Consider the following 19365-nt stretch of genomic DNA (forward strand, 5'->3'; position numbering starts at 1 on the left):
GCAGCGGATCATGAAGGGTCGCAATAGTTGCCTTACTGAATCAAATTCTGCCGAGAAATCCCTGAACTAGCAAGACAAACCGCACCCGGGAGCGGGGGCGGCGTGTTGCGTTTATGCCCGCGCGGCCCAATATACCGATTACTGATTGATTTCGAATACACAGCCATGGCCTTACTGAACATTCTCCGCTACCCCGACCCGCGCCTGCACAAGGTTGCCAAGCCGGTCACCGAATTCGGCGACCGCCTCCACACGCTGGTGGCGGACATGGCCGAGACCATGTACGACGCCCCGGGCGTGGGCCTGGCCGCCACGCAGGTGGACGTGCACGAGCGCATCGTCGTCATCGACGTGACCGAGACCAAGGACAACCTGCTGGTCTTCGTCAACCCGGAAATCGTCTGGTCCAGCCCGGACAAGCAGGTCTATGACGAAGGCTGCCTGTCCGTGCCGGGCATCTATGACGGCGTCGAGCGTCCTTCGCGCGTGAAAGTGCGCGCCGTCGACCAGTTCAACAAGCCGTTCGAGATCGAGGCCGACGGCCTGCTGGCCGTGTGCATCCAGCACGAGCTGGACCACTTGATGGGCAAGGTTTTCGTGGAATACCTGTCGCCGCTGAAGCGCAACCGCATCAAGACGAAGCTGCAGAAGGAAGAACGCGACATGCAGCGCTCGTCCGCCCGCCGCGCATGAGCAGGGAGAAAATGCGGGTCGTCTTCGCCGGCACGCCGGAATTCGCCGCCGTCGCCCTGCGCGCCCTGCTCGACGCGGGTTTCATTGTCCCGCTCGTGCTGACCCAGCCGGACCGCCCGGCCGGCCGCGGCATGCAGTTGCAGGCGTCCGCCGTGAAGCAGGTCGCCGTCGCGCATGGCATCGAGGTGCTGCAGCCGCTGTCGCTGCGCATGGATGCGAAGGATCCGCAGCGCGCGGCCGAGGCGAAGGCCGCGCACGAGCGCCTGCTGGCGACGGCGTACGACGTGATGGTCGTGGCGGCCTACGGCCTGATCCTGCCTCGCTCCACGCTGGACATCAAGCCGTGTATCAATATCCACGGCTCCATCCTGCCGCGCTGGCGCGGCGCCGCCCCGATCCACCGCGCGATCGAAGCGGGCGACGCCGAGACGGGCGTCACGATCATGGAAATGGAAGAAGGCCTGGACACGGGCCCGATGCTGCTGATCGAGCGCATCGCCATCGGCGGCACGGACACGACCGGGAGCCTGCACGACAAGCTGGCTGCGCTCGGTGGCCGCATGATCGTCGAGGCTCTGCAAAAAATGGCGCAGGGACAACTGGAAGCCGTACCCCAGCCGGAAGACGGCGTGACCTATGCGGCCAAGATCGGCAAGGAAGAAGCGAAGCTGGACTGGACGCTGCCTGCCGTCGAGCTGGCGCGCAAGGTGCGTGCGTTCAACCCGTTCCCGGGTGCGCATGGCCAGGCGGGCGCGACCACGATCAAGATCTGGAACGCCCAACCGGCGGACGGTCACGGCCAGCCGGGCCAGGTGCTGCAGGCGGATGCGCAGGGGATCGTCGTCGCGTGCGGCACGGGCGCGCTCCGTGTGACGGAACTGCAAAAGCCGGGTAGCAAGCGCCTGGCGGCAGGCGAGTTCCTGAAAGGCTTTTCGTTCGACGGGCTCGCGTTCGTGTAACTACCTGCAGCAATAATGAAGAAGGGCATCAACCGGTTCGCGCCGGTGATGCCCTTTTTGCATTCTGTCGGATGGCATGCCGTTCCGGCATCAGGTCTGCAAATCAGCGGGGCGCTGTGCCCCGACCATCAGGACACGAAAGGAATCAGTGCTGCTCGCCTTGAGCACGCACGCGATTCGCTTCCATGTATTCACGCAGGACCTGGTTGATGCGGGTCTGGTAGCCGGGGCCAGCCGACTTGAACCATTCCAGCATGTCCACATCCAGGCGGATGGTGACGATTTGTTTCACGCCAGCGACAGCGTGGGCCTTGGTCGGGGTGTTGTCTTCGTTGCGGACTGCCGGCTGGTCCCACTCAGGCTCGTACTCTTTATTCATTTGCAATTCTTCCCATTTTGGCGGCGGAGCGACGGTCCGCACTTTCCGTTGATTGGACTGATACAGATCAATGAAACCGCGCCAGCGGCGGTCTCAATGGGATTTATTGTCACCTCTGTATGTATCCGGGAAATTGCTAATATGGGGCAATTTGTATCCCAATGTAACAATACGACAGTTGAAACAATACGTTACAAACGTCTTTACACTCGCGTCCGATTTCGAGCGAACCGTGGCCCTTGGGCCGCATCGGGAACAAACTCGGCCAGTAACGGTATAATCACAGACCCGCCTCATATTTATCCAGCCGCTCTCAGGAAAGCCCTACGATGAACACCGCCGCCCACGCCATGTCCCCCGTCGAAGCCCAGCTGCGCGAAGCGCTCGCCCGCCGCATCATGATACTGGACGGCGCGATGGGCACGATCATCCAGCAATACAAGCTCGACGAGCAGGCCTACCGCGGCGGCCCGAACGGCCGCTTCATCGATTTCACGGCTCCTGCCGACAGCGGAGCACGTGAACTGTTCGTCAAGGGCAACAACGAATTGCTGAACCTGACGCAGCCGCAGATCATCCAGGAAATCCACGAACGCTACCTGGCCGCCGGCGCCGACATCATCGAGACGAACACGTTCGGCGCCACCGGCGTCGCCCAGGACGACTACCACATGGCGCATCTCGTACGCGAGATGAACGTGGCAGCCGCGCAGCTCGCCCGTGCCGCCTGCGTGAAATACTCGACGCCGGACAAGCCCCGCTACGCCGCCGGCGCCCTCGGCCCGACGCCGAAGACGGCTTCCATTTCGCCGGACGTGAACGACCCGGCCGCCCGCAACGTGACGTTCGACCAGCTCGTGACGGCGTATTACGAACAGGTCGATGCGCTCGTCGAGGGCGGCGTCGACCTGCTGCTCGTCGAGACCATCTTCGACACGCTGAACTGCAAGGCCGCGCTGTTCGCCATCGACCAGTACTTCACCGAGCATCCGGAAACGCCGCGCGTGCCGCTGATGATCTCCGGCACCGTCACCGACGCGTCGGGCCGCATCCTGTCCGGCCAGACCGTGTCCGCGTTCTGGAATTCCGTGCGCCACGCGAAGCCGCTGACGATCGGCCTGAACTGCGCACTCGGCGCCGCCCTGATGCGCCCGTACGCCGAAGAACTCTCGCAAATCGCCGATACGTTCGTCTGCATCTACCCGAACGCCGGCCTGCCCAACCCGATGAGCGACACGGGCTTCGACGAACTGCCGTCCGACACCTCGGCCCTGCTGCGCGAATTCGCCGACGCCGGCTTCGTCAACATCGCCGGCGGCTGCTGCGGCACCACGCCGGAACACATCCAGGCCATTGGCGAGCTGCTGAAAGACTGCCCGCCGCGCACCGTGCCCGAGATCCCCGTCGCGCTGCGCCTGTCCGGCCTGGAGCCGTTCGTCGTCGACGCCACCTCGCTGTTCGTCAACGTCGGCGAGCGCACCAACGTCACGGGCTCGAAGGCGTTCGCGCGCATGATCCTGAACGAACAGTTCGACGAGGCGCTGTCCGTCGCGCGCCAGCAGGTCGAGAACGGCGCCCAGGTCATCGACATCAACATGGACGAGGCGATGCTCGATTCGCAGGCCGCGATGACGCGCTTCCTGAACCTGATCGCGTCCGAACCGGACATCTCGCGCGTGCCGATCATGATCGACTCGTCGAAGTGGTCCGTGATCGAGGCCGGCCTGAAGTGCGTGCAGGGCAAGGCCATCGTCAACTCGATCTCGATGAAGGAAGGCGAAGAGGAATTCCTGCGCCAGGCCTCGCTGTGCCGCCGCTACGGCGCCGCCGTGATCGTGATGGCCTTCGACGAAAAGGGCCAGGCCGACACGTTCGAGCGCAAGATCGAGATCTGCAAGCGCGCCTACGACACCCTCGTGCAGAAGGTCGGCTTCCCGCCCGAAGACATCATCTTCGACCCGAACATCTTCGCGATCGCCACCGGCATCGAGGAGCACGACAACTACGCCGTCGACTTCATCAACGCCACGCGCTGGATCCGCGAGCACCTGCCGTACGCGAAGGTGTCGGGCGGCGTCTCCAACGTGTCGTTCTCGTTCCGCGGCAACGACCCGGCCCGTGAAGCGATCCACACCGTGTTCCTGTACCACGCCATCAAGGCCGGCATGACGATGGGTATCGTCAACGCGGGCATGGTCGGCGTGTACGACGACCTCGATCCGGAACTGCGCGAGCGCGTGGAAGACGTGGTGCTGAACCGCCGCGCCGACGCCACCGAGCGCATGATCGAATTCGCCGGCACCCTGAAGGCCGGCGGCGCGAAGCAGGAACAGAACCTCGAGTGGCGCAACGCGCCCGTCGGCAAGCGCCTGGCGCACGCGCTCGTGCACGGCATCACGCAGTGGATCGTCGAGGACACGGAAGAAGCGCGCCAGCAGATCGCCAATGAAGGCGGCCGCCCGATCCAGGTGATCGAAGGCCCGCTGATGGACGGCATGAACGTCGTCGGCGACCTGTTCGGCCAGGGCAAGATGTTCCTGCCGCAGGTCGTGAAATCGGCGCGCGTGATGAAGCAGGCCGTGGCCCACCTGATCCCGTTCATCGAGGAAGAAAAGGCGGCGGAAGAAGCGCGCACGGGCATCGTCGCGAAACCGAAGGGCAAGATGGTGATCGCCACGGTGAAGGGCGACGTGCACGACATCGGCAAGAACATCGTCTCCGTCGTCCTGCAATGTAATAACTTCGAGATCGTCAACATGGGCGTGATGGTGCCCGCATCCGAGATCCTCGCGAAAGCGAAGGCGGAGAACGCGGACATCATCGGCCTGTCCGGCCTGATCACGCCGTCGCTCGAAGAGATGGCCCACGTCGCGCGCGAGATGCAGCGCGACCCGTGGTTCCGCGACCGCCGCATTCCGCTCTTGATCGGCGGCGCAACGACGAGCCGCGCGCACACCGCGGTCAAGATCGCACCCCATTACGAAGGCCCGGTCGTGTACGTGCCGGACGCGTCGCGCTCCGTCTCCGTCGGCCAGTCGCTCGTGACGGCGGAAACGCGCGACGGCTACGTCGCCGAGATCGCGGAAGACTACGTGCGCATCCGCGAACAGCACGCGAACAAGAAGGCGCTGCCGATGGTGAGCCTGGAGCGGGCGCGCGCGAACAAGGCGCAGCTGGCGTTCTCGCCTTTGAAACCGAAGTTCATCGGCCGCCGCGTCTTCAAGAACGTCGATCTCGGCACCCTCGCCCGCTACATCGACTGGGGCCCGTTCTTCCAGACCTGGGACCTGGCCGGCCCGTATCCCGCGATCCTGACCGATGAAGTCGTGGGCGAAGCGGCGGCGAAGGTGTTCGAGGAAGGCCAGGCGATGCTGAAGAAGATCATCGATGGGCGCTGGCTGACCGCCAACGGCGCCATCGCGCTGCTGCCCGCGAACAGCGTCAACGACGACGACATCGAGATCTACACGGACGACACCCGCAGCGAAGTCGCCTTCACGTACTACGGCCTGCGCCAGCAGGGCGTCAAGCCCGTCGTCGACGGCGTGCAGCGCCCGAACCAGTGCCTGGCCGACTTCATCGCGCCGAAATCGTCCGGCATCGCCGACTACATCGGCATGTTCGCCGTGACCGCGGGCATCGGCGCCGAGAAGATCGAGAAGCGCTTCGAGGCCGCGGGCGACGATTACTCGTCGATCATGGTCAAGGCCCTGGCCGACCGCCTGGCCGAAGCCTTCGCCGAATACATGCACGAGCGCGTCCGCACGGACCTGTGGGGTTACGTCGCGGACGAGAAGCTGTCGAACGAGGCCCTGATCAAGGAAGAATACGTCGGCATCCGTCCGGCGCCGGGCTATCCGGCGTGCCCGGAGCACACCGTCAAGGCGGACCTGTTCAAGACCCTGCAGGCCGACGAGATCGGGATGCAGCTGACGGAGTCGTTCGCGATGTATCCAGGGGCCGCCGTGTCGGGCTTCTACTTCTCGCATCCGGAGTCGAAGTATTTCGTGGTCGGCAAGATCGGGCCGGACCAGCTCGAGGACATGGCCAAACGCCGCGGCATGGCCAAGGACGAGCTGGAACGCTATCTCGCGCCGAATCTCTGATCAGTCGGGGTCGGAGCACACCCGGGAACACCATGCTCCGACCCCGAAAGAATGAATGAACCGGGTTTGTCCCGCGCACGCTTGAAACACTTGGCGATTCGCCAAGGTTGTTCCGGTATGATCGGCTGAATTCGTCAATTCTGACGATTCAGCGCGCGCGGGAGGGGTGGGAATGTCCATACAAGCAAGGCGGCATGAGGACGTCGGCATTTTTGACGGATTCCCGGTACAACCGCCTAACGAGCTCGACACGCTGCGCCAGGCGATCGAGCACCGCCTCGGCCACTGGCTGAACCCTGACGCCGCGCGCGCCGACCTCCTGAATGCCGACCTTCTAAACGCAGCCATGCGCGCGGCCGCCCTCGGCGCCGGCAAGCGCATGCGCCCCCTCCTCGTCATGCTCGTCGCACGCGACCTCGGTTGCACATCGCCCGCGCTCGTCGACGTCGCGTGCGCCGTCGAGCTGGTGCACGCCGCCTCGCTGATCCTGGACGACATGCCGTGCATGGACAATGCGCTGCTGCGCCGCGGCCGGCCCACGGTCCACGTGCAGTTCGGCGAGGACGTGACGATCCTCGCCGCCATCGCCCTGCTCAGCCGCGCATTCGGCATCCTCGCCGCCGCCCAGGACGTCCCGCCGGCCGTGCGCGCCCGCCTCGTTGCGCGGCTGGCCGAGACGGTCGGCACGCAGGGCCTCGTGCAGGGCCAGTACCTCGACCTGCGCGGCAACCGCGGCACGGAAAACGACATCGCCGTCACCAACGAACTCAAGACGGGCGTGCTGCTGGGCGTCGCCGTCGACATGGCCGCCATCGTCGCCCAGGCCGAGGATACCGTCGCCGCGTCGCTGCGCGCCTTCGCCCTCGCGGCCGGCCACGCGTTCCAGCTGCGCGACGACTTCCTCGACGTGGCGGGCAACGACAGCGCCGTCACCGGCAAGGACACCGGCAAGGATGCGCACAAGGCAACGCTCATCAACGCCGTCGGCCAGGACGAGGCGCGGCGCCGCCTCGCGCTGCACCTGCACGACGCCGAGCGCCACCTGGCCGACGCCCTCGGCCCCCGTCCCGACACGCGCCGCTTCGTCGACGGCCTGTTCGGCCGCGTGGCGGCGGGCGCGCCCAACTGACGTGGCCCACTTCGGCGTCGTCGCGCCTGCCTTCCTCAGCCACTTCACGACCCTGAGTGCGCTGGCGGGCGCGCTCGTCGACCGCGGCCACAAGGTGACGTTCATCCACCGGCCGGACGCGGCCATGTTCGTGCGCGACCCGCGCATCGGCTTCCACGCCGTCGGCACGGCCACGCATCCCCCGGGATCGCTGGCGGCGTCCATGCGCCTTGCGGCGAATCCCGGCGGCCCGCTGGGCGTCGCGCGCGTGATCCGCGACATGGCCCGCTCGACGACGATGCTGTGCGAGACGCTGCCGGCCGCCGTCGAGCGGCTCCGCATCGACGCCCTCCTCGCCGACCAGATGGAAGCGGCGGGTGGCCTCGTGGCGGAGGCGCTGGGCCTGCCCTTCATCTCCATCGCGTGCGCGCTGCCGGTGAACCGCGAGCCCGGCATCCCGCTGCCCGTCATGCCATTCGGTCCCGGCACCGATGCGAAGTCGTTGAAGATCGTCGAAGAGAGCACGCGCGTGTACGACTGGATGATGCGGCCGCACCGGCGCGCCGTCGAAGCGCAGGCGCGCCGCCTCGGCGTGCCGGTGCGCGGGATGCTGCACGAGTTCCTGTCGCCGCGCGCGCAGATCAGCCAGACGGTGGAGGCCTTCGAATTCCCGCGCCGCGCGCTGCCGCCGCATTTCCACCACGTGGGGCCGCTGCGGCCGGTGGCGGACCGTCCGGATACGCGCACGCTGCCCGCCATCGCCGCCGATCGTCCGTTCGTGTTCGCCTCGCTGGGCACGATGCAGGGCGGGCGCTTCGGCCTGTTCCTGCGCATCGCGAAGGCCTGCCGCGAAGCCGGCGTGCAGCTGCTGCTCGCCCATTGCGGGGGCCTCGGCAAGCGCCACGAAACGGCATTGCTGAAGGCCGGCGCGACGTGGGTCACGGACTTCGCGCCGCAACAAGCCGCGCTCGCGCGGGCGGACGCCGTCATCTCGCACGCGGGCTGGAACACGGTGATGGACGCCGTCGCCGCAAAGACCCCGATGCTCGCGCTGCCCATCGCGTTCGACCACCCTGGCGGCGCCGCGCGCATGCGCCATGCGGGCGTGGGCATCCAGGCGTCGGCCCGTTTTACCGGCGCCGGCCAGCTCGCGCGCCACCTCGTCCGCCTGCTGGACGACCCGACGTTCACGCAGCGCCTGGAACCGCTGGCCGCCAACGTGGCGCTGGCCGGCGGCACCGCGCGCGCGGCCGACATCGTCGAAGCGGCGCTGTCATGAGCGCCTACGACCTGATCCTCGCGGGCGGCGGCCTCGCCAACGGGCTGATCGCGTGGCGCCTGCGCACGCACCGCCCCGACCTGCGGATCCTGCTGCTGGAGCAGGACGCGCACATCGGCGGCAACCACACGTGGTCGTTCCATGCGAGCGACCTCGATGCGGAAGAACTGGACTGGATCGCGCCGCTGGTCACGCAACGCTGGCCGCGCTACGACGTGGTCTTTCCGGACCATGCGCGCACGCTGGACGGAGGCTACTGCAGCATCGCGTCGCACGATTTCGCGCGCGTCATCGAAGCCGCGCTGGGCCCCGCGCTGCGCACGCAGGCGCGCATCGCGGCGCTGACGCCGACGCACGTGGAGCTGGACGACGGCACGTTCCTGCACGCGCACGCCGTGATCGACGGCCGCGGCCCGCTGCCGGATGCCGGCCTCGCGCTGGGCTGGCAGACGTTCCTCGGCCAGGAAGTGCGCCTCGCGGCGCCGCACGGGCTGGCGGCGCCCATCATCATGGACGCCAGTGTCGCGCAGCAGGGCGGCTACCGCTTCGTCTACGTGCTGCCGTTCGGGCCGGACCGGCTGCTGATCGAGGACACGCACTACGTCGACGCCGCCGCGCGCGACGCGGACCGCCTGCGCGCCAACATCGCTGCCTATGCATCGCAACGCGGCTGGCGCATCACGCAGGTCCTGCGCGAAGAACACGGCGCGCTGCCGATCGTGCTGGCGGGCGACGTCGAGCGCTACTGGCACCGCCTGCGCGGCCAGCCGTGCGCCGGCCTGCGCGCCGGGCTGTTCCACTTCACGACGGGCTACTCGCTGCCGCATGCGCTGCGGCTGGCACGGCGTCTCGCCGGACTGTCCGTCATGGACGCCCCCGCGCTGTTCGGTGCAATCCGCGCCGACGCGCGTGCCGCGTGGCGCGGGCAAGGCTTTTATCGCCTGCTGAACCGCATGCTGTTTTTGGCCGGCAGCCCGGACGCGCGCTGGCGCGTGATGCAGCGCTTCTATCGCCTGCCCGCGCCCCTGATCGCCCGCTTCTACGCGGGCCGCACCACCCTGCCTGACAAGGCGCGCATCCTGTCCGGCAAGCCGCCCGTCCCCGTGCTGCAGGCACTGGACGCGGCGCGCCGCATCCACCCTCACCAGATCGGGACATCCGCATGAACGCATCGAACACCGCCGTCGTCGTGGGCGCCGGCTTTGGCGGCCTGGCACTGGCCATCCGCCTGCAGGCGCAGGGCGTGCAGACCACCTTGCTGGAAAAGCGCGACAAGCCGGGCGGCCGCGCCTACGTGTACGAGGACGAAGGCTTCGTGTTCGACGCGGGCCCCACCGTCATCACGGATCCGTCCGCGCTCGAAGAACTGTTCACGGCGGGCGGCCGGCGCATGGCCGACTACGTGGAGCTCCTGCCCGTCTCTCCGTTCTACCGCCTGTGCTGGGAAGACGGCAGTCATTTCGATTACGCGAACGACCAGGAGGCGCTGGACCGCCAGATCCACGCGCGCAACCCCGCCGACGTCGCCGGCTACCGGCGCTTCCTCGCCTATTCGCAGGCCGTGTTCGCGGAGGGTTACCTGAAACTGGGCGCGGTACCGTTCCTGTCGTTCCGTGACATGATCTCGGCCGGGCCGCAGCTCGCGCGCCTGCAGGCGTGGCGCAGCGTGTACGGCATCGTGTCCCGCTTCATCCAGGACGAACAACTGCGACAAGCATTCTCGTTCCACTCGCTGCTCGTGGGCGGCAATCCGTTCGCCACGTCGTCGATCTATACGCTGATCCACGCGCTGGAACGCCAGTGGGGCGTATGGTTCCCGCGCGGCGGCACCGGCGCGCTGGTACGCGGGCTCGTCGAATTGTTCGAGGATCTGGGCGGGCGCATCGAACTCAATGCGCCCGTCGCCGCGATCGAGACGCAAGGCACGCGCGTGACCGGCGTGCGGCTGGACGACGGCCGCCTGTTCAAGGCGGATGCCGTCGCATCGAATGCGGACGTCGTGCACACGTACGCGCATCTCCTCGGCGCACACCCGCGCGGCGCGGCGCAGGCCGATGCGCTCCGTAAAAAGCGCTTTTCGAATTCGCTGTTCGTGCTGTACTTCGGCCTCGACCACCACCACGACCAGCTGCGCCACCATACCGTGTGCTTCGGCCCGCGCTACCGCGAGCTGATCACGGAGATCTTCGGCGGCAACGCCCTCGCCGACGACTTTTCGCTGTACCTGCACGCGCCCTGCATCACGGACGCGTCGCTGGCGCCGCCGGGCTGCGGCAGCCATTACGTGCTGGCACCGGTGCCGCACCTGGGCAATGCGCCGATCGACTGGACGGTCGAGGGACCGCGCTACCGCGACCGCATCTTCGACTATCTGGAGCAGCGCTACATGCCGGGCCTGCGCAGCCAGCTCGTCACGAGCCGCATCTTCACGCCGCTCGACTTCCGCGACGAACTCAACGCCCATCTCGGCTCCGCGTTCTCGCTCGAACCGATCCTCACGCAAAGCGCGTGGTTCCGGCCGCACAACCGCGATGCCGATTTGTCGAATCTGTACCTCGTGGGCGCGGGCACGCATCCGGGTGCGGGCGTGCCCGGCGTGATCGGGTCCGCGAAGGCGACGGCCGGCCTGATGCTGGAGGCACAGGCATGAGCGAAGCGTTATTGGATCACGCGACGGAGACCATCCGCGTCGGCTCGAAGAGCTTCGCGGCGGCCGCGAAACTGTTCGACAGGGACACCCGCCGCAGCGTGCTGATGCTGTACGCGTGGTGCCGCCATTGCGACGACGTCGTCGACGGCCAGGCGCTGGGCCACAACACGACTGCGCCGGCCGACGCCGCGGCCCAGGTCGAGCGCCTGCGCAACCAGACGCTCAGCGCCTACGCGGGCGAACCGCAATCCGCCCCGGCATTCGCGGCGTTCCAGGACGTCGCGCTGCGCCACGCGATCTCGCCGCACCACGCGTTCGACCACCTGGCCGGCTTCGCGATGGATGCGGCCGATGCGCGCTACGAGACGATCGACGACACCCTGCGCTATTGCTACCACGTGGCCGGCGTCGTCGGGCTGATGATGGCCTCGATCATGGGTGCGCGCGACGCGGCGGTACTGGACCGCGCGTGCGACCTCGGTCTCGCGTTCCAGCTGACGAACATCGCGCGCGACATCGTCGAGGATGCGCGCGTCGGCCGCGTCTACGTGCCCGCCGGGTGGCTGCGCGAGGCCGGCATCCCCACCGCCGACGTCGCGCACGAGCGGCACCGCGCGGCGCTCGCGCGCGTGGCCGCGCGCCTCGTCGACCATGCGGAGCCCTACTACGATTCGGCCATGGACGGCGTCGCCGCGCTGCCGCTGCGGTCGGCCTGGGCCATCGCGACGGCGCGCCGGGTGTATCGCGAGATCGGCATCGAAGTGAAGCGGCGCGGCGCGCGCGCCTGGGACACGCGCGCGGGCACGTCGCGCGCGACGAAACTGCGCCTGCTGGCGCTGGGCGGGGTCGACGCGCTCGCGTCGCGGTTCAGGAAGCCGGGTGCTCGTCCGACTGGACTCTGGCACGCGGCGCGCCACCGTGCAACGCATGCAGTTGGCGCTTGAGGGCGGCAATGGGCGGCGCGTACAGGAAGCCGAACGACACGGCGCCCTCCTTGCCCGCCACCGCGTGATGCATCCGGTGCGCCTGATAGAGCCGCTTCAGATAGCCCTGGCGCGGCACGTACCGGAACGGCCAGCGCTGGTGCACGAGGCCGTCGTGCGCGATGAAGTACAGCGCACCGTAGGCCGTCATGCCGGCGCCGATCCATTCGAGCGGATGCCTTCCTTGCGTGCCCGCATGGATGAGCGCGATGGCGACACCCGCGAACACGACGGCGTACAGGTCGTTCTTCTCGAACCACCCCGTGCGGGGTTCGTGGTGCGAGCGGTGCCATCCCCAGCCGAAGCCGTGCATCACGTACTTGTGGGCGACGATAGCAAACACTTCCATCGCGATGACGGTCAGTACGACGATGACGGTATTCCACAGCATGGCGCGCACCTCATTGAAGATGCGCCGAGCCTAACATACTTCCCATGAGGTCCTCATGACGTTTCGTTTCACGATTTTTCTTAACTTCGCCCTGCTCTTCTCCCTGCCCACGATCGCCGGCGCCGCGACGATAGCCGTCCACGTCACCGACACGGTCGGCGGCAAGGGCAACGTCAACGTGGCCGTGTGCGACCGTGAGCGCTTCCTCAAGCAGTGCGCGTACACGGGCAGCGTGCCCGCGCGCGACGGCGAGACGGTCGTGACGATCGAAGGTGTGCCGCCGGGGACGTGGGCCGTGCTGGCCTACCAGGACGAGAACGCGAACGGAGAGCTGGACCGCAACCTGATCGGCATCCCGAGCGAGAACTATGGGTTCAGCCGCGACGCGCGCGGGCGCTTCGGCCCACCGTCGTTCGACGATGCCGCCATGCCCATCCGCGCCGAGGCCGCGGCGGCGACGGTGCGGCTGCATTAAGCCGGTTCAGATGGCGTAACGAACCACGGAATCACTCCACTGGAATGCCGACATCTCCAGCTCGATCATGTCGTCGCCCGAGATCTGCAGCTCCTTCAAGGTGGGCAGCACGAGTTCCGTGTTCTCGTCGGCCTGCTCGATGCTCTCGGCGAGCTTGAGCAGCTCGCCGAAGAAGCCGGCGCGGCCCACGAGGGCTTGCCGCACTTCGTCGCTGACGGGGATTTGTTCGACGATGTCGGTCATCGGGATGCCGAACAGGACGTCCATCAGCGACATGATGCCGACCGTGAACGCGATGTCCGCGACGGCGCGCTGGCCGGGGCGCAGGCGCTGGGCCAGCAGCTCCATCAGGCGGCCGCGCGTCGTGGCCAGCATCAGCAACGGCGTCTGGTTGTGGCCGCGCGTGGCCGGCTCCGCATACAACATGATCTGCAGCCAGCGCTGCAGCTGGCGCCGGCCCAGCACGAGCAGGGCCTGGCTGACGGAATCGATGCGCTGCGTCGCGCCCACGGCCGGCGTGTTCACGAGGCGCAGCAGGTTCAGCGCGAGCGTCACGTCGCGCTTGACGGCCTTTTCGATGTCGGCATTGTCCGCGTCCGACATCACGAGATTCATCAGGTCGACGACGGCCAGCTGCGACGGCGACAGCTTGCGGCCGCCCAGCACGGACGGACGCGCGAAATAATAGCCCTGGAAGTAGTCGAAGCCGAGGTTCATCGCGGCCTGGTAGGTGTCGCGCGTCTCGACCTTTTCCGCGACCACCGTCTTTTCCATGCCGTGCAGGCGGCGCACGAGGTTCGGCAATGCGCTTGGCGGCACGCTGCGCAGGTCCAGCTTGACGAAGGCGGCCAGCGGCAGCAGGCGTTGCAGGCGCAGGCTGTCGCCGTCGACGCCGTCCAGCGCGAAGCGGAAGCCGTGGCCCTCGAGCGCGCGCATGCGCGCCAGCAGGCCGTCGTCCGGCACGACGTCGGACACGATCTCGAGGATCGTCCGGTCGCGCGGCAGGAAGGCGAAGATGTCGCTCGCGAGGACTTCGGCGTCCACGTTCAGGAAGCAGGTGGCGTCTCCGATCGCGCGCGCGAGGCCCAGTTGCGCCGCATGGGCGATCACGGCGGCCGTCGCGGACAGGCCGGTCTCGTCGGCCTCGCCCTGGCGCGCGCTGCGGAACAGCAGCTCATAGCCATACAGGGCCTGGTTGCGGTCGAGCACCGGCTGGCGCCCCAGGTAGAAGTCACGCACGCGCAGAGGGTAGTTCGCGTGGTCCAGGCTCGCGGCGGTATCGGTCATCATGGACTCTTGTAGCAAGGGAACGTAGCTACTTTAACGCATTCCGCCGCCCGGTGACTATGTGAAAATGATTTCCTGTAAAAAACTTTGTCAGGATTGCGGCAGGCCGTCCACGAATACCTTCAATTCACCCGGCGCGAATTCCGTCCACGTCTCGTTGGTCGTGAGCGGCGTCGTGACGATGATGGCGACGCGGTCGTTCGGCGTCGTCACCTGGGAAAAATCGACGGACAGGTCTTCGTCGGCAAGGCACGCGGCCGTGAACGGATACTTGCGCACGACGTAGCACAGCTTCGTCGAGCAGTGCGCGAACAGCGCCGTGCCGTCGGACAGCATCATGTTGAACGTGCCGTGGCGCGCGATGATGGCGACGAGGTCGGCGATGGCGGCGCGCAGCACGGGCATGGCGGGGGGCGTGTCGCCGAAGCGGTCGCGCAATTGCTGCAGCAGGAAGCAGAAAGCCCGCTCGCTGTCGGTATTGCCCACCGGGCGGTACGGTCCGTCGAGGACGGGCTCGAAGCCCTTGAGGTCGCCGTTGTGGGCGAACACCCAGTAGCGGCCCCACATCTCGCGCACGAACGGATGGCAGTTTTCCAGCGCCACCTGGCCTTGCGTGGCCTTGCGGATGTGGGCGATGACGTTCAGCGACTTGATCGGGTAATGCTTGATCAGTTCCGCGATCGGCGACGCGATGGCGGCCTGGTGATCGACGAAATGGCGCACGCCGGATCCCTCGAAGAACGCGATGCCCCAGCCGTCGTGGTGCGTGTCCGTGCGTCCGCCGCGATGGGCGAAGCCGGTGAAACTAAACACGATGTCCGTCGGGACATTGCAATTCATGGCGAGTAGCTGACACATGGGTCAAGCTTACCATGCGCGAACGCAAAGCCGTACGGGGAAAATGGGATTGGAAATGCGGTTGGTGCCCTGCGTCGCCGGCCCGAACGAGGCTGCGTAACGCAGGTGCGGCAGAGCAGTGCCGGACGTCCTGTCCGGCCCGGGGGGAGACTCAGTGCAGGACGACGGGCTGGCTCATGAGGGTATCGTACGAGCCCAGGAAATCGTCGATTTCCTCCATGGTCGGCTCGCTCGCGATCAGGTTGTTGACATCACGCCGGAACGCTTGCGCCAGTTTGCCGCCGATGAACGCTTCGCGCCGGCCGGACTTGTCGACGATCTCATAGCCGCCGAAGCGCAGGGCTTCGAGATTGTGATCGACGCCAAATTCGACAACGCTGTACTGTTCGCTGTTATAGATCATGTTCATGATGACTCCTTCACTCGATCAGATGGGTGCAAGGACCGCCCGGCGGCGGACGGCGCTTTGCTGGCCTTTCCACTTTCTTTCCACTTCAACTACGAGGTGGGGCCACGACGAACCGAATTCAAGAACCTCTACAACTTGTTACGAATGCCATCAACACGCTGCGGAAGATTCAGGCCTTCAGGTCGGAAGTCAGCCGTAACAGCTGATCGTATGGCTCGGACTGGAGCCACGATCGCAACTGATCAAGATGCCCGCTGTCCGCGACACCGATGAAGATACGGCGGGGTCGCTGGCGCAGCAGTCGATTCAATGTTACACGCAAAACGAGATTGCCGGTGCAGCACAGGCAACCGGGCGCGATCCGCGCAAGCGTCTGCCCGGGAGGAAGGTCGTCGAGGGGGGAGATGCCGGACGCGAGGCCTTCAAGGATGATGGCCTGCATGATGGGCGCCGGGCGGTCTTCATGCAGATCGGAAAGGTGGGCGGCGATGGCCGCTTCGCGCGCGGCGGCGCCCGGACCGGTGACGAGCGTCAGGACGGTGCGCGCATCGTCCCGGCCGCCGGGATTACTGTGCACTCTTCTTGCCCAGCTTGCCCGGTTCGACGCCGAGCTGCTTGAGCTTGCGGTACAGGTGGGTCCGTTCCAGGCCCGTCTTTTCGGCCACGCGCGTCATGGAGCCGCCTTCGCGGCCCAGGTGGTGTTCGAAGTACATACGTTCGAACGCGTCGCGCGCCTCGCGCAGCGGCAGGTCGAACGACAGCGTGTAGCCGTGCGCGTGCGCCTCGCCATTGCTGACGGGACGCACCATGCCCATCGACGCGCCCATCGAGCCGCCTTGCGGCTGCGGCGCATACATCGGCTGCGCGACGGCGCTCGGCTCCGGCGCGGGCGCGGAGACGGAGGCGACGGTCGCCATCGGACGCGGCGCGATCGCCGGGGCGCGCGCCACTTCCTGGCCGCGCTGCAGGCCCTGCTGCACCGCTTTCAACAGTTTTTGCAGGGCGATCGGCTTTTCCAGGAAATTCAGGGCGCCGATCCGGGTCGCTTCCACAGCGGTGTCGATGGTCGCGTGGCCGGACATCATGATGACCGGCATCGTCAACAGGCCGTCGCGCTGCCACTCCTTGAGCAGGGTGACGCCGTCGGTATCGGGCATCCAGATGTCGAGCAGCACCAGGTCGGGGGTGCCCTGCTGGCGCGCCTGGCGGGCCTGCTGCGCGTTTTCCGCCAGCTGGACCGCGTGTCCCTCGTCGCCAAGGATTTCCGAGAGCAGTTCGCGGATGCCCATTTCATCGTCAACTACGAGTATGTTCGCCATCTTGTTATGCCTTTTATGATCTGACTCTCTCCGGGCACGTCGAAAAACCTGCTGCGCGTTGCACTGCGGTCCTGCGATGCTCGCTGTACTTTCGTACAGCTGCGCTTCTCGAACCGCATTGCGGCCGCTCGCGACGGTTTTTCGAGGCGCCCGTTCCAGCCAAGATTTTATGCGCGATTCACGCTTCGGCCAAGTTCGCCTCTGGCGCTAACTTTAACAGCAAAATCGATACCGAAGCGCCACTTCCGTCGGCGCGGTTGGCGACGTCGATCCGGCCGCCATGTTCGTCGACGATCTTCTTGACCATCGGCAGGCCCAGGCCGGTGCCGCGCGCTTTCGACGTGACGTACGGTTCGAACGCCCGCGACAGGATCCTGGGCGCGAAGCCGGGCCCGTTGTCGACGATCGCCAGGCGCACCGCGGTGCCCGTGCCGCCGTCGGCGCCGACATAGTGGATGGCCTCCGTCACGATGTCGATACGGGGCGGGTCGTCCTGCGGCGGGCGGTCGGCCAGCGCGTCCTGCGCGTTCTGCAGCAGGTTGTGGATCACCTGGCGCAACTGGGTCGCGTCGCCCATCACGCGCGGCAGGCCGGGGGCGAGCGACGGGTGGATCACGTCCGAGCCATCCTCGGACAGGTACAGGTTCAGGATCTCGTCGATCAGGTCGTTCAGGTCCAGCGGGTGCAGCACGGCCGGCGGCGTGCGCGCGTAGTCGCGGAAGTCGTCGACCATGCGCTTCATCGCGGCCACCTGGCTCACGATGGTGTCGGTGGCCTTGTTGAGGAGTGCCGCCGCATCCGGGTCGACGCGGTCGGCCAGCTTCATCTGCAGGCGTTCGGCCGACAGCTGGATCGGCGTGAGCGGGTTCTTGATCTCGTGCGCGAGGCGGCGCGCGACCTCGCCCCAGGCGACCGAGCGCTGGGCCGAGATCACGTCGGAGATGTCGTCGAACACGACGATGAAGCCGCTGCCCGCCCCCACCGGCAGGCGCGAGCCGCGTGCGAGCAGGGTGAGGTCATGGTCGTCGTCGGTGCCGGGGCGGCGCGGGATCTCGATCTGCTGCTGCCAGTGCGCCCGTCCGCGCCCGCGGCCCGCGGCCGATTGCGCGCTCTGCGCCGAGAAGGCGCGCGTGACGGCGCCCGCGAACACTTCCAGCCCCTCGATCGCGTCGAGCGGACGGCCGGCCAGCGACGCGACGTCGACCGCCAGGATGCGGTGCACGGCATCGTTCGAGTTGACGACGACGCCATCGGCATCCATCACGATCACGCCGGCCGACATGTTGGCGAGCACGGATTCCAGGTGGGCCTTGGCGCTTTCCAGCGCGGCGCGGTTGCGTTCGACGGCGGAGCGCGCTTCGAACAGCTGGCCCGTCATCGCATTGAACGATTGCGTGAGCGTGCCCAGTTCGTCGTTGGTCTCGACGATCGGGCGCGGCGACAGGTCGCCTTCCGCGACGGCGCGCGTGCCCTCGGCCAGCACGAGCAGCGGCTGCGCCAGGTTGCCGGCGATGAGGAACGAGGCGCCGATGGCGGAAAAGATCGCGAGCAGCAGGGTCAGCGTGAGTTCGCCGATGTACATCTTGTTCAGGCCCCGGCGCGCCGCGAAGCGTTCCTGGTATTCGCGGTAGGCGGTGCGCAGCACGGCGGCGTTCGATGCCAGGTTGACGGGCACGGACTGCGTCAATTGCAGGTAGCGCGCTTCCATCCCGGGCGGCTCGGGCACGGCCACGACCACGCGCAGGCGCAGGTCGGTGGCGGCGTCGAGGGCGCTGGGCGGCTCGTCGTGCGGCCCGCGGAAGTCGTCGTCGATACCGCCTTCGGGCCGGGCGTAACCGCCGGGCATCTTGGCCTGCTTGAGCATCTGCGGCGTGGGCAGGTCGGCGGACTCGACGGCACGGCGGTCCCCGGTGGCGCTGGCGACCGGCTTGCCGGCCGCATTCAAGAGCAGCGCGCTCTGCATGCCGTCGCTGTCGTCGAGCGCACGCATGAGGATCGTCTGGGCATCCTGTTCGCCCTGCCCCGCCAGCGTGGCGGCAACGGTGCCCGCGTTGGCGCTCAGGTCGGCCAGCGCCTCGTCGAGGGCGGCGCGGGACAGGTTCAGGCCGGAGTCGAGCGCGGCCTCGATCTTGACGTCGAACCACGATTCGATCGAGTGCGAAACGAACTGCACCGACACCATGAACACGACGACCCCGGGCAGGATGCCGATCCCCCCGAACAGCACCATCAGGCGCACCATCAGCCGCGAGCCGAACTTGCCGGCCCTGTAGCGCGAATAGAGGCGCCAGAACGCGACCAGCACGAGCACGAACAGCGCGCCGGCGACGACGATGATCAGGCCGAACAGCCAGGCGAAATTGCGGGCGAAGAAGCCCGTGTTGCTGGATGCGGAGGCGAGGAGGAAAACGAGGATCGACGCGATCGCGCTGCCGATCACGAGGGCATAGCGCAAGGCCCGGATCACGG

17 protein-coding genes are annotated in these 19365 nt (G+C 67.1%); 9 read left to right on the top strand and 8 right to left on the bottom strand.

Annotated features, from left to right (window positions below; all coding sequences use genetic code 11):
* Positions 1-165: 165 nt before the first annotated feature.
* Both def and fmt read left to right on the top strand, forming a co-directional pair.
* On the top strand, positions 166-693 hold the full coding sequence (gene def, locus QPK29_RS10180; protein WP_056122281.1) for a peptide deformylase: 528 nt from the start codon (positions 166-168) through the stop codon (positions 691-693).
* A gap of 11 nt (positions 694-704) precedes the next feature.
* On the top strand, positions 705-1652 hold the full coding sequence (fmt, locus tag QPK29_RS10185) for a methionyl-tRNA formyltransferase (RefSeq protein ID WP_371768799.1): 948 nt from the start codon (positions 705-707) through the stop codon (positions 1650-1652).
* Positions 1653-1797: 145 nt separating this feature from the next.
* On the opposite strand, the gene QPK29_RS10190 is transcribed toward fmt, so the two are convergent.
* Positions 1798-2031, bottom strand: coding sequence for a BrnA antitoxin family protein (locus tag QPK29_RS10190; RefSeq protein WP_056122273.1), 234 nt, complete (start codon positions 2029-2031; stop codon positions 1798-1800).
* Between the two features lie 350 nt (positions 2032-2381).
* Between QPK29_RS10190 and metH the strand changes: the two genes are divergently transcribed.
* The 6 genes from metH (at position 2382) to crtB (ending at position 12118) form a co-directional block, all read left to right on the top strand.
* Positions 2382-6137: a methionine synthase gene (metH, locus tag QPK29_RS10195; RefSeq protein ID WP_371768849.1), complete on the top strand. Its 3756-nt coding sequence runs from the start codon at positions 2382-2384 to the stop codon at positions 6135-6137.
* Positions 6138-6309: 172 nt separating this feature from the next.
* Entirely contained in the window at positions 6310-7266 is a 957-nt protein-coding gene (locus QPK29_RS10200; protein WP_160409706.1) for a polyprenyl synthetase family protein, read from the top strand.
* Between the two features lies 1 nt (position 7267).
* Positions 7268-8524, top strand: coding sequence for a glycosyltransferase (locus QPK29_RS10205; RefSeq protein WP_371768800.1), 1257 nt, complete (start codon positions 7268-7270; stop codon positions 8522-8524).
* Positions 8521-9690, top strand: a complete 1170-nt coding sequence (gene crtY, locus QPK29_RS10210; RefSeq protein ID WP_371768801.1) for a lycopene beta-cyclase CrtY — start codon at positions 8521-8523, stop codon at positions 9688-9690. Before QPK29_RS10205 ends, crtY begins: the two co-directional genes overlap by 4 nt.
* Complete coding sequence (locus QPK29_RS10215) at positions 9687-11174, top strand: phytoene desaturase (protein WP_371768802.1); 1488 nt, start codon at positions 9687-9689, stop codon at positions 11172-11174. Before crtY ends, QPK29_RS10215 begins: the two co-directional genes overlap by 4 nt.
* Entirely contained in the window at positions 11171-12118 is a 948-nt protein-coding gene (gene crtB, locus QPK29_RS10220) for a 15-cis-phytoene synthase CrtB (RefSeq protein WP_056122262.1), read from the top strand. Before QPK29_RS10215 ends, crtB begins: the two co-directional genes overlap by 4 nt.
* Here the strand turns inward: crtB and QPK29_RS10225 are convergent.
* Entirely contained in the window at positions 12042-12548 is a 507-nt protein-coding gene (locus QPK29_RS10225; RefSeq protein WP_056122259.1) for a sterol desaturase family protein, read from the bottom strand. The genes crtB and QPK29_RS10225 overlap by 77 nt on opposite strands.
* 55 nt (positions 12549-12603) lie before the next feature.
* Here QPK29_RS10225 and QPK29_RS10230 point away from each other — a divergent pair, with 55 nt between their 5' ends.
* On the top strand, positions 12604-13023 hold the full coding sequence (locus tag QPK29_RS10230) for a DUF2141 domain-containing protein (RefSeq protein WP_371768803.1): 420 nt from the start codon (positions 12604-12606) through the stop codon (positions 13021-13023).
* Positions 13024-13029: 6 nt separating this feature from the next.
* On the opposite strand, the gene QPK29_RS10235 is transcribed toward QPK29_RS10230, so the two are convergent.
* The 6 genes from QPK29_RS10235 to QPK29_RS10260 form a co-directional block, all read right to left on the bottom strand.
* The gene (locus tag QPK29_RS10235; protein ID WP_160409764.1) at positions 13030-14310 is read right to left on the bottom strand and encodes an EAL and HDOD domain-containing protein; all 1281 of its coding nucleotides are present in this window, start codon (positions 14308-14310) and stop codon (positions 13030-13032) included.
* Between the two features lie 90 nt (positions 14311-14400).
* A complete protein-coding gene (locus tag QPK29_RS10240) occupies positions 14401-15168 on the bottom strand; it encodes a class II glutamine amidotransferase (RefSeq protein ID WP_056122253.1) in 768 nt (255 codons plus the stop codon).
* Between the two features lie 151 nt (positions 15169-15319).
* Entirely contained in the window at positions 15320-15577 is a 258-nt protein-coding gene (locus tag QPK29_RS10245) for a BTH_I0359 family protein (protein ID WP_036235350.1), read from the bottom strand.
* A gap of 169 nt (positions 15578-15746) precedes the next feature.
* Positions 15747-16154 carry a hypothetical protein gene (locus QPK29_RS10250; protein WP_056122249.1) on the bottom strand — a complete coding sequence of 136 codons (408 nt, stop codon included), beginning with the start codon at positions 16152-16154 and terminating at the stop codon, positions 15747-15749.
* Positions 16144-16896 carry a response regulator gene (locus QPK29_RS10255; RefSeq protein WP_371768804.1) on the bottom strand — a complete coding sequence of 251 codons (753 nt, stop codon included), beginning with the start codon at positions 16894-16896 and terminating at the stop codon, positions 16144-16146. The genes QPK29_RS10250 and QPK29_RS10255 overlap by 11 nt, the downstream gene beginning before the upstream one ends.
* Positions 16897-17074: 178 nt before the next feature.
* A complete protein-coding gene (locus QPK29_RS10260) occupies positions 17075-19363 on the bottom strand; it encodes a sensor histidine kinase (protein WP_371768805.1) in 2289 nt (762 codons plus the stop codon).
* Between the last annotated feature and the right edge of the window lie 2 nt (positions 19364-19365).

The organism is Massilia orientalis, assembly GCF_030411975.2.
GTDB lineage: Bacteria > Pseudomonadota > Gammaproteobacteria > Burkholderiales > Burkholderiaceae_D > Telluria > Telluria orientalis.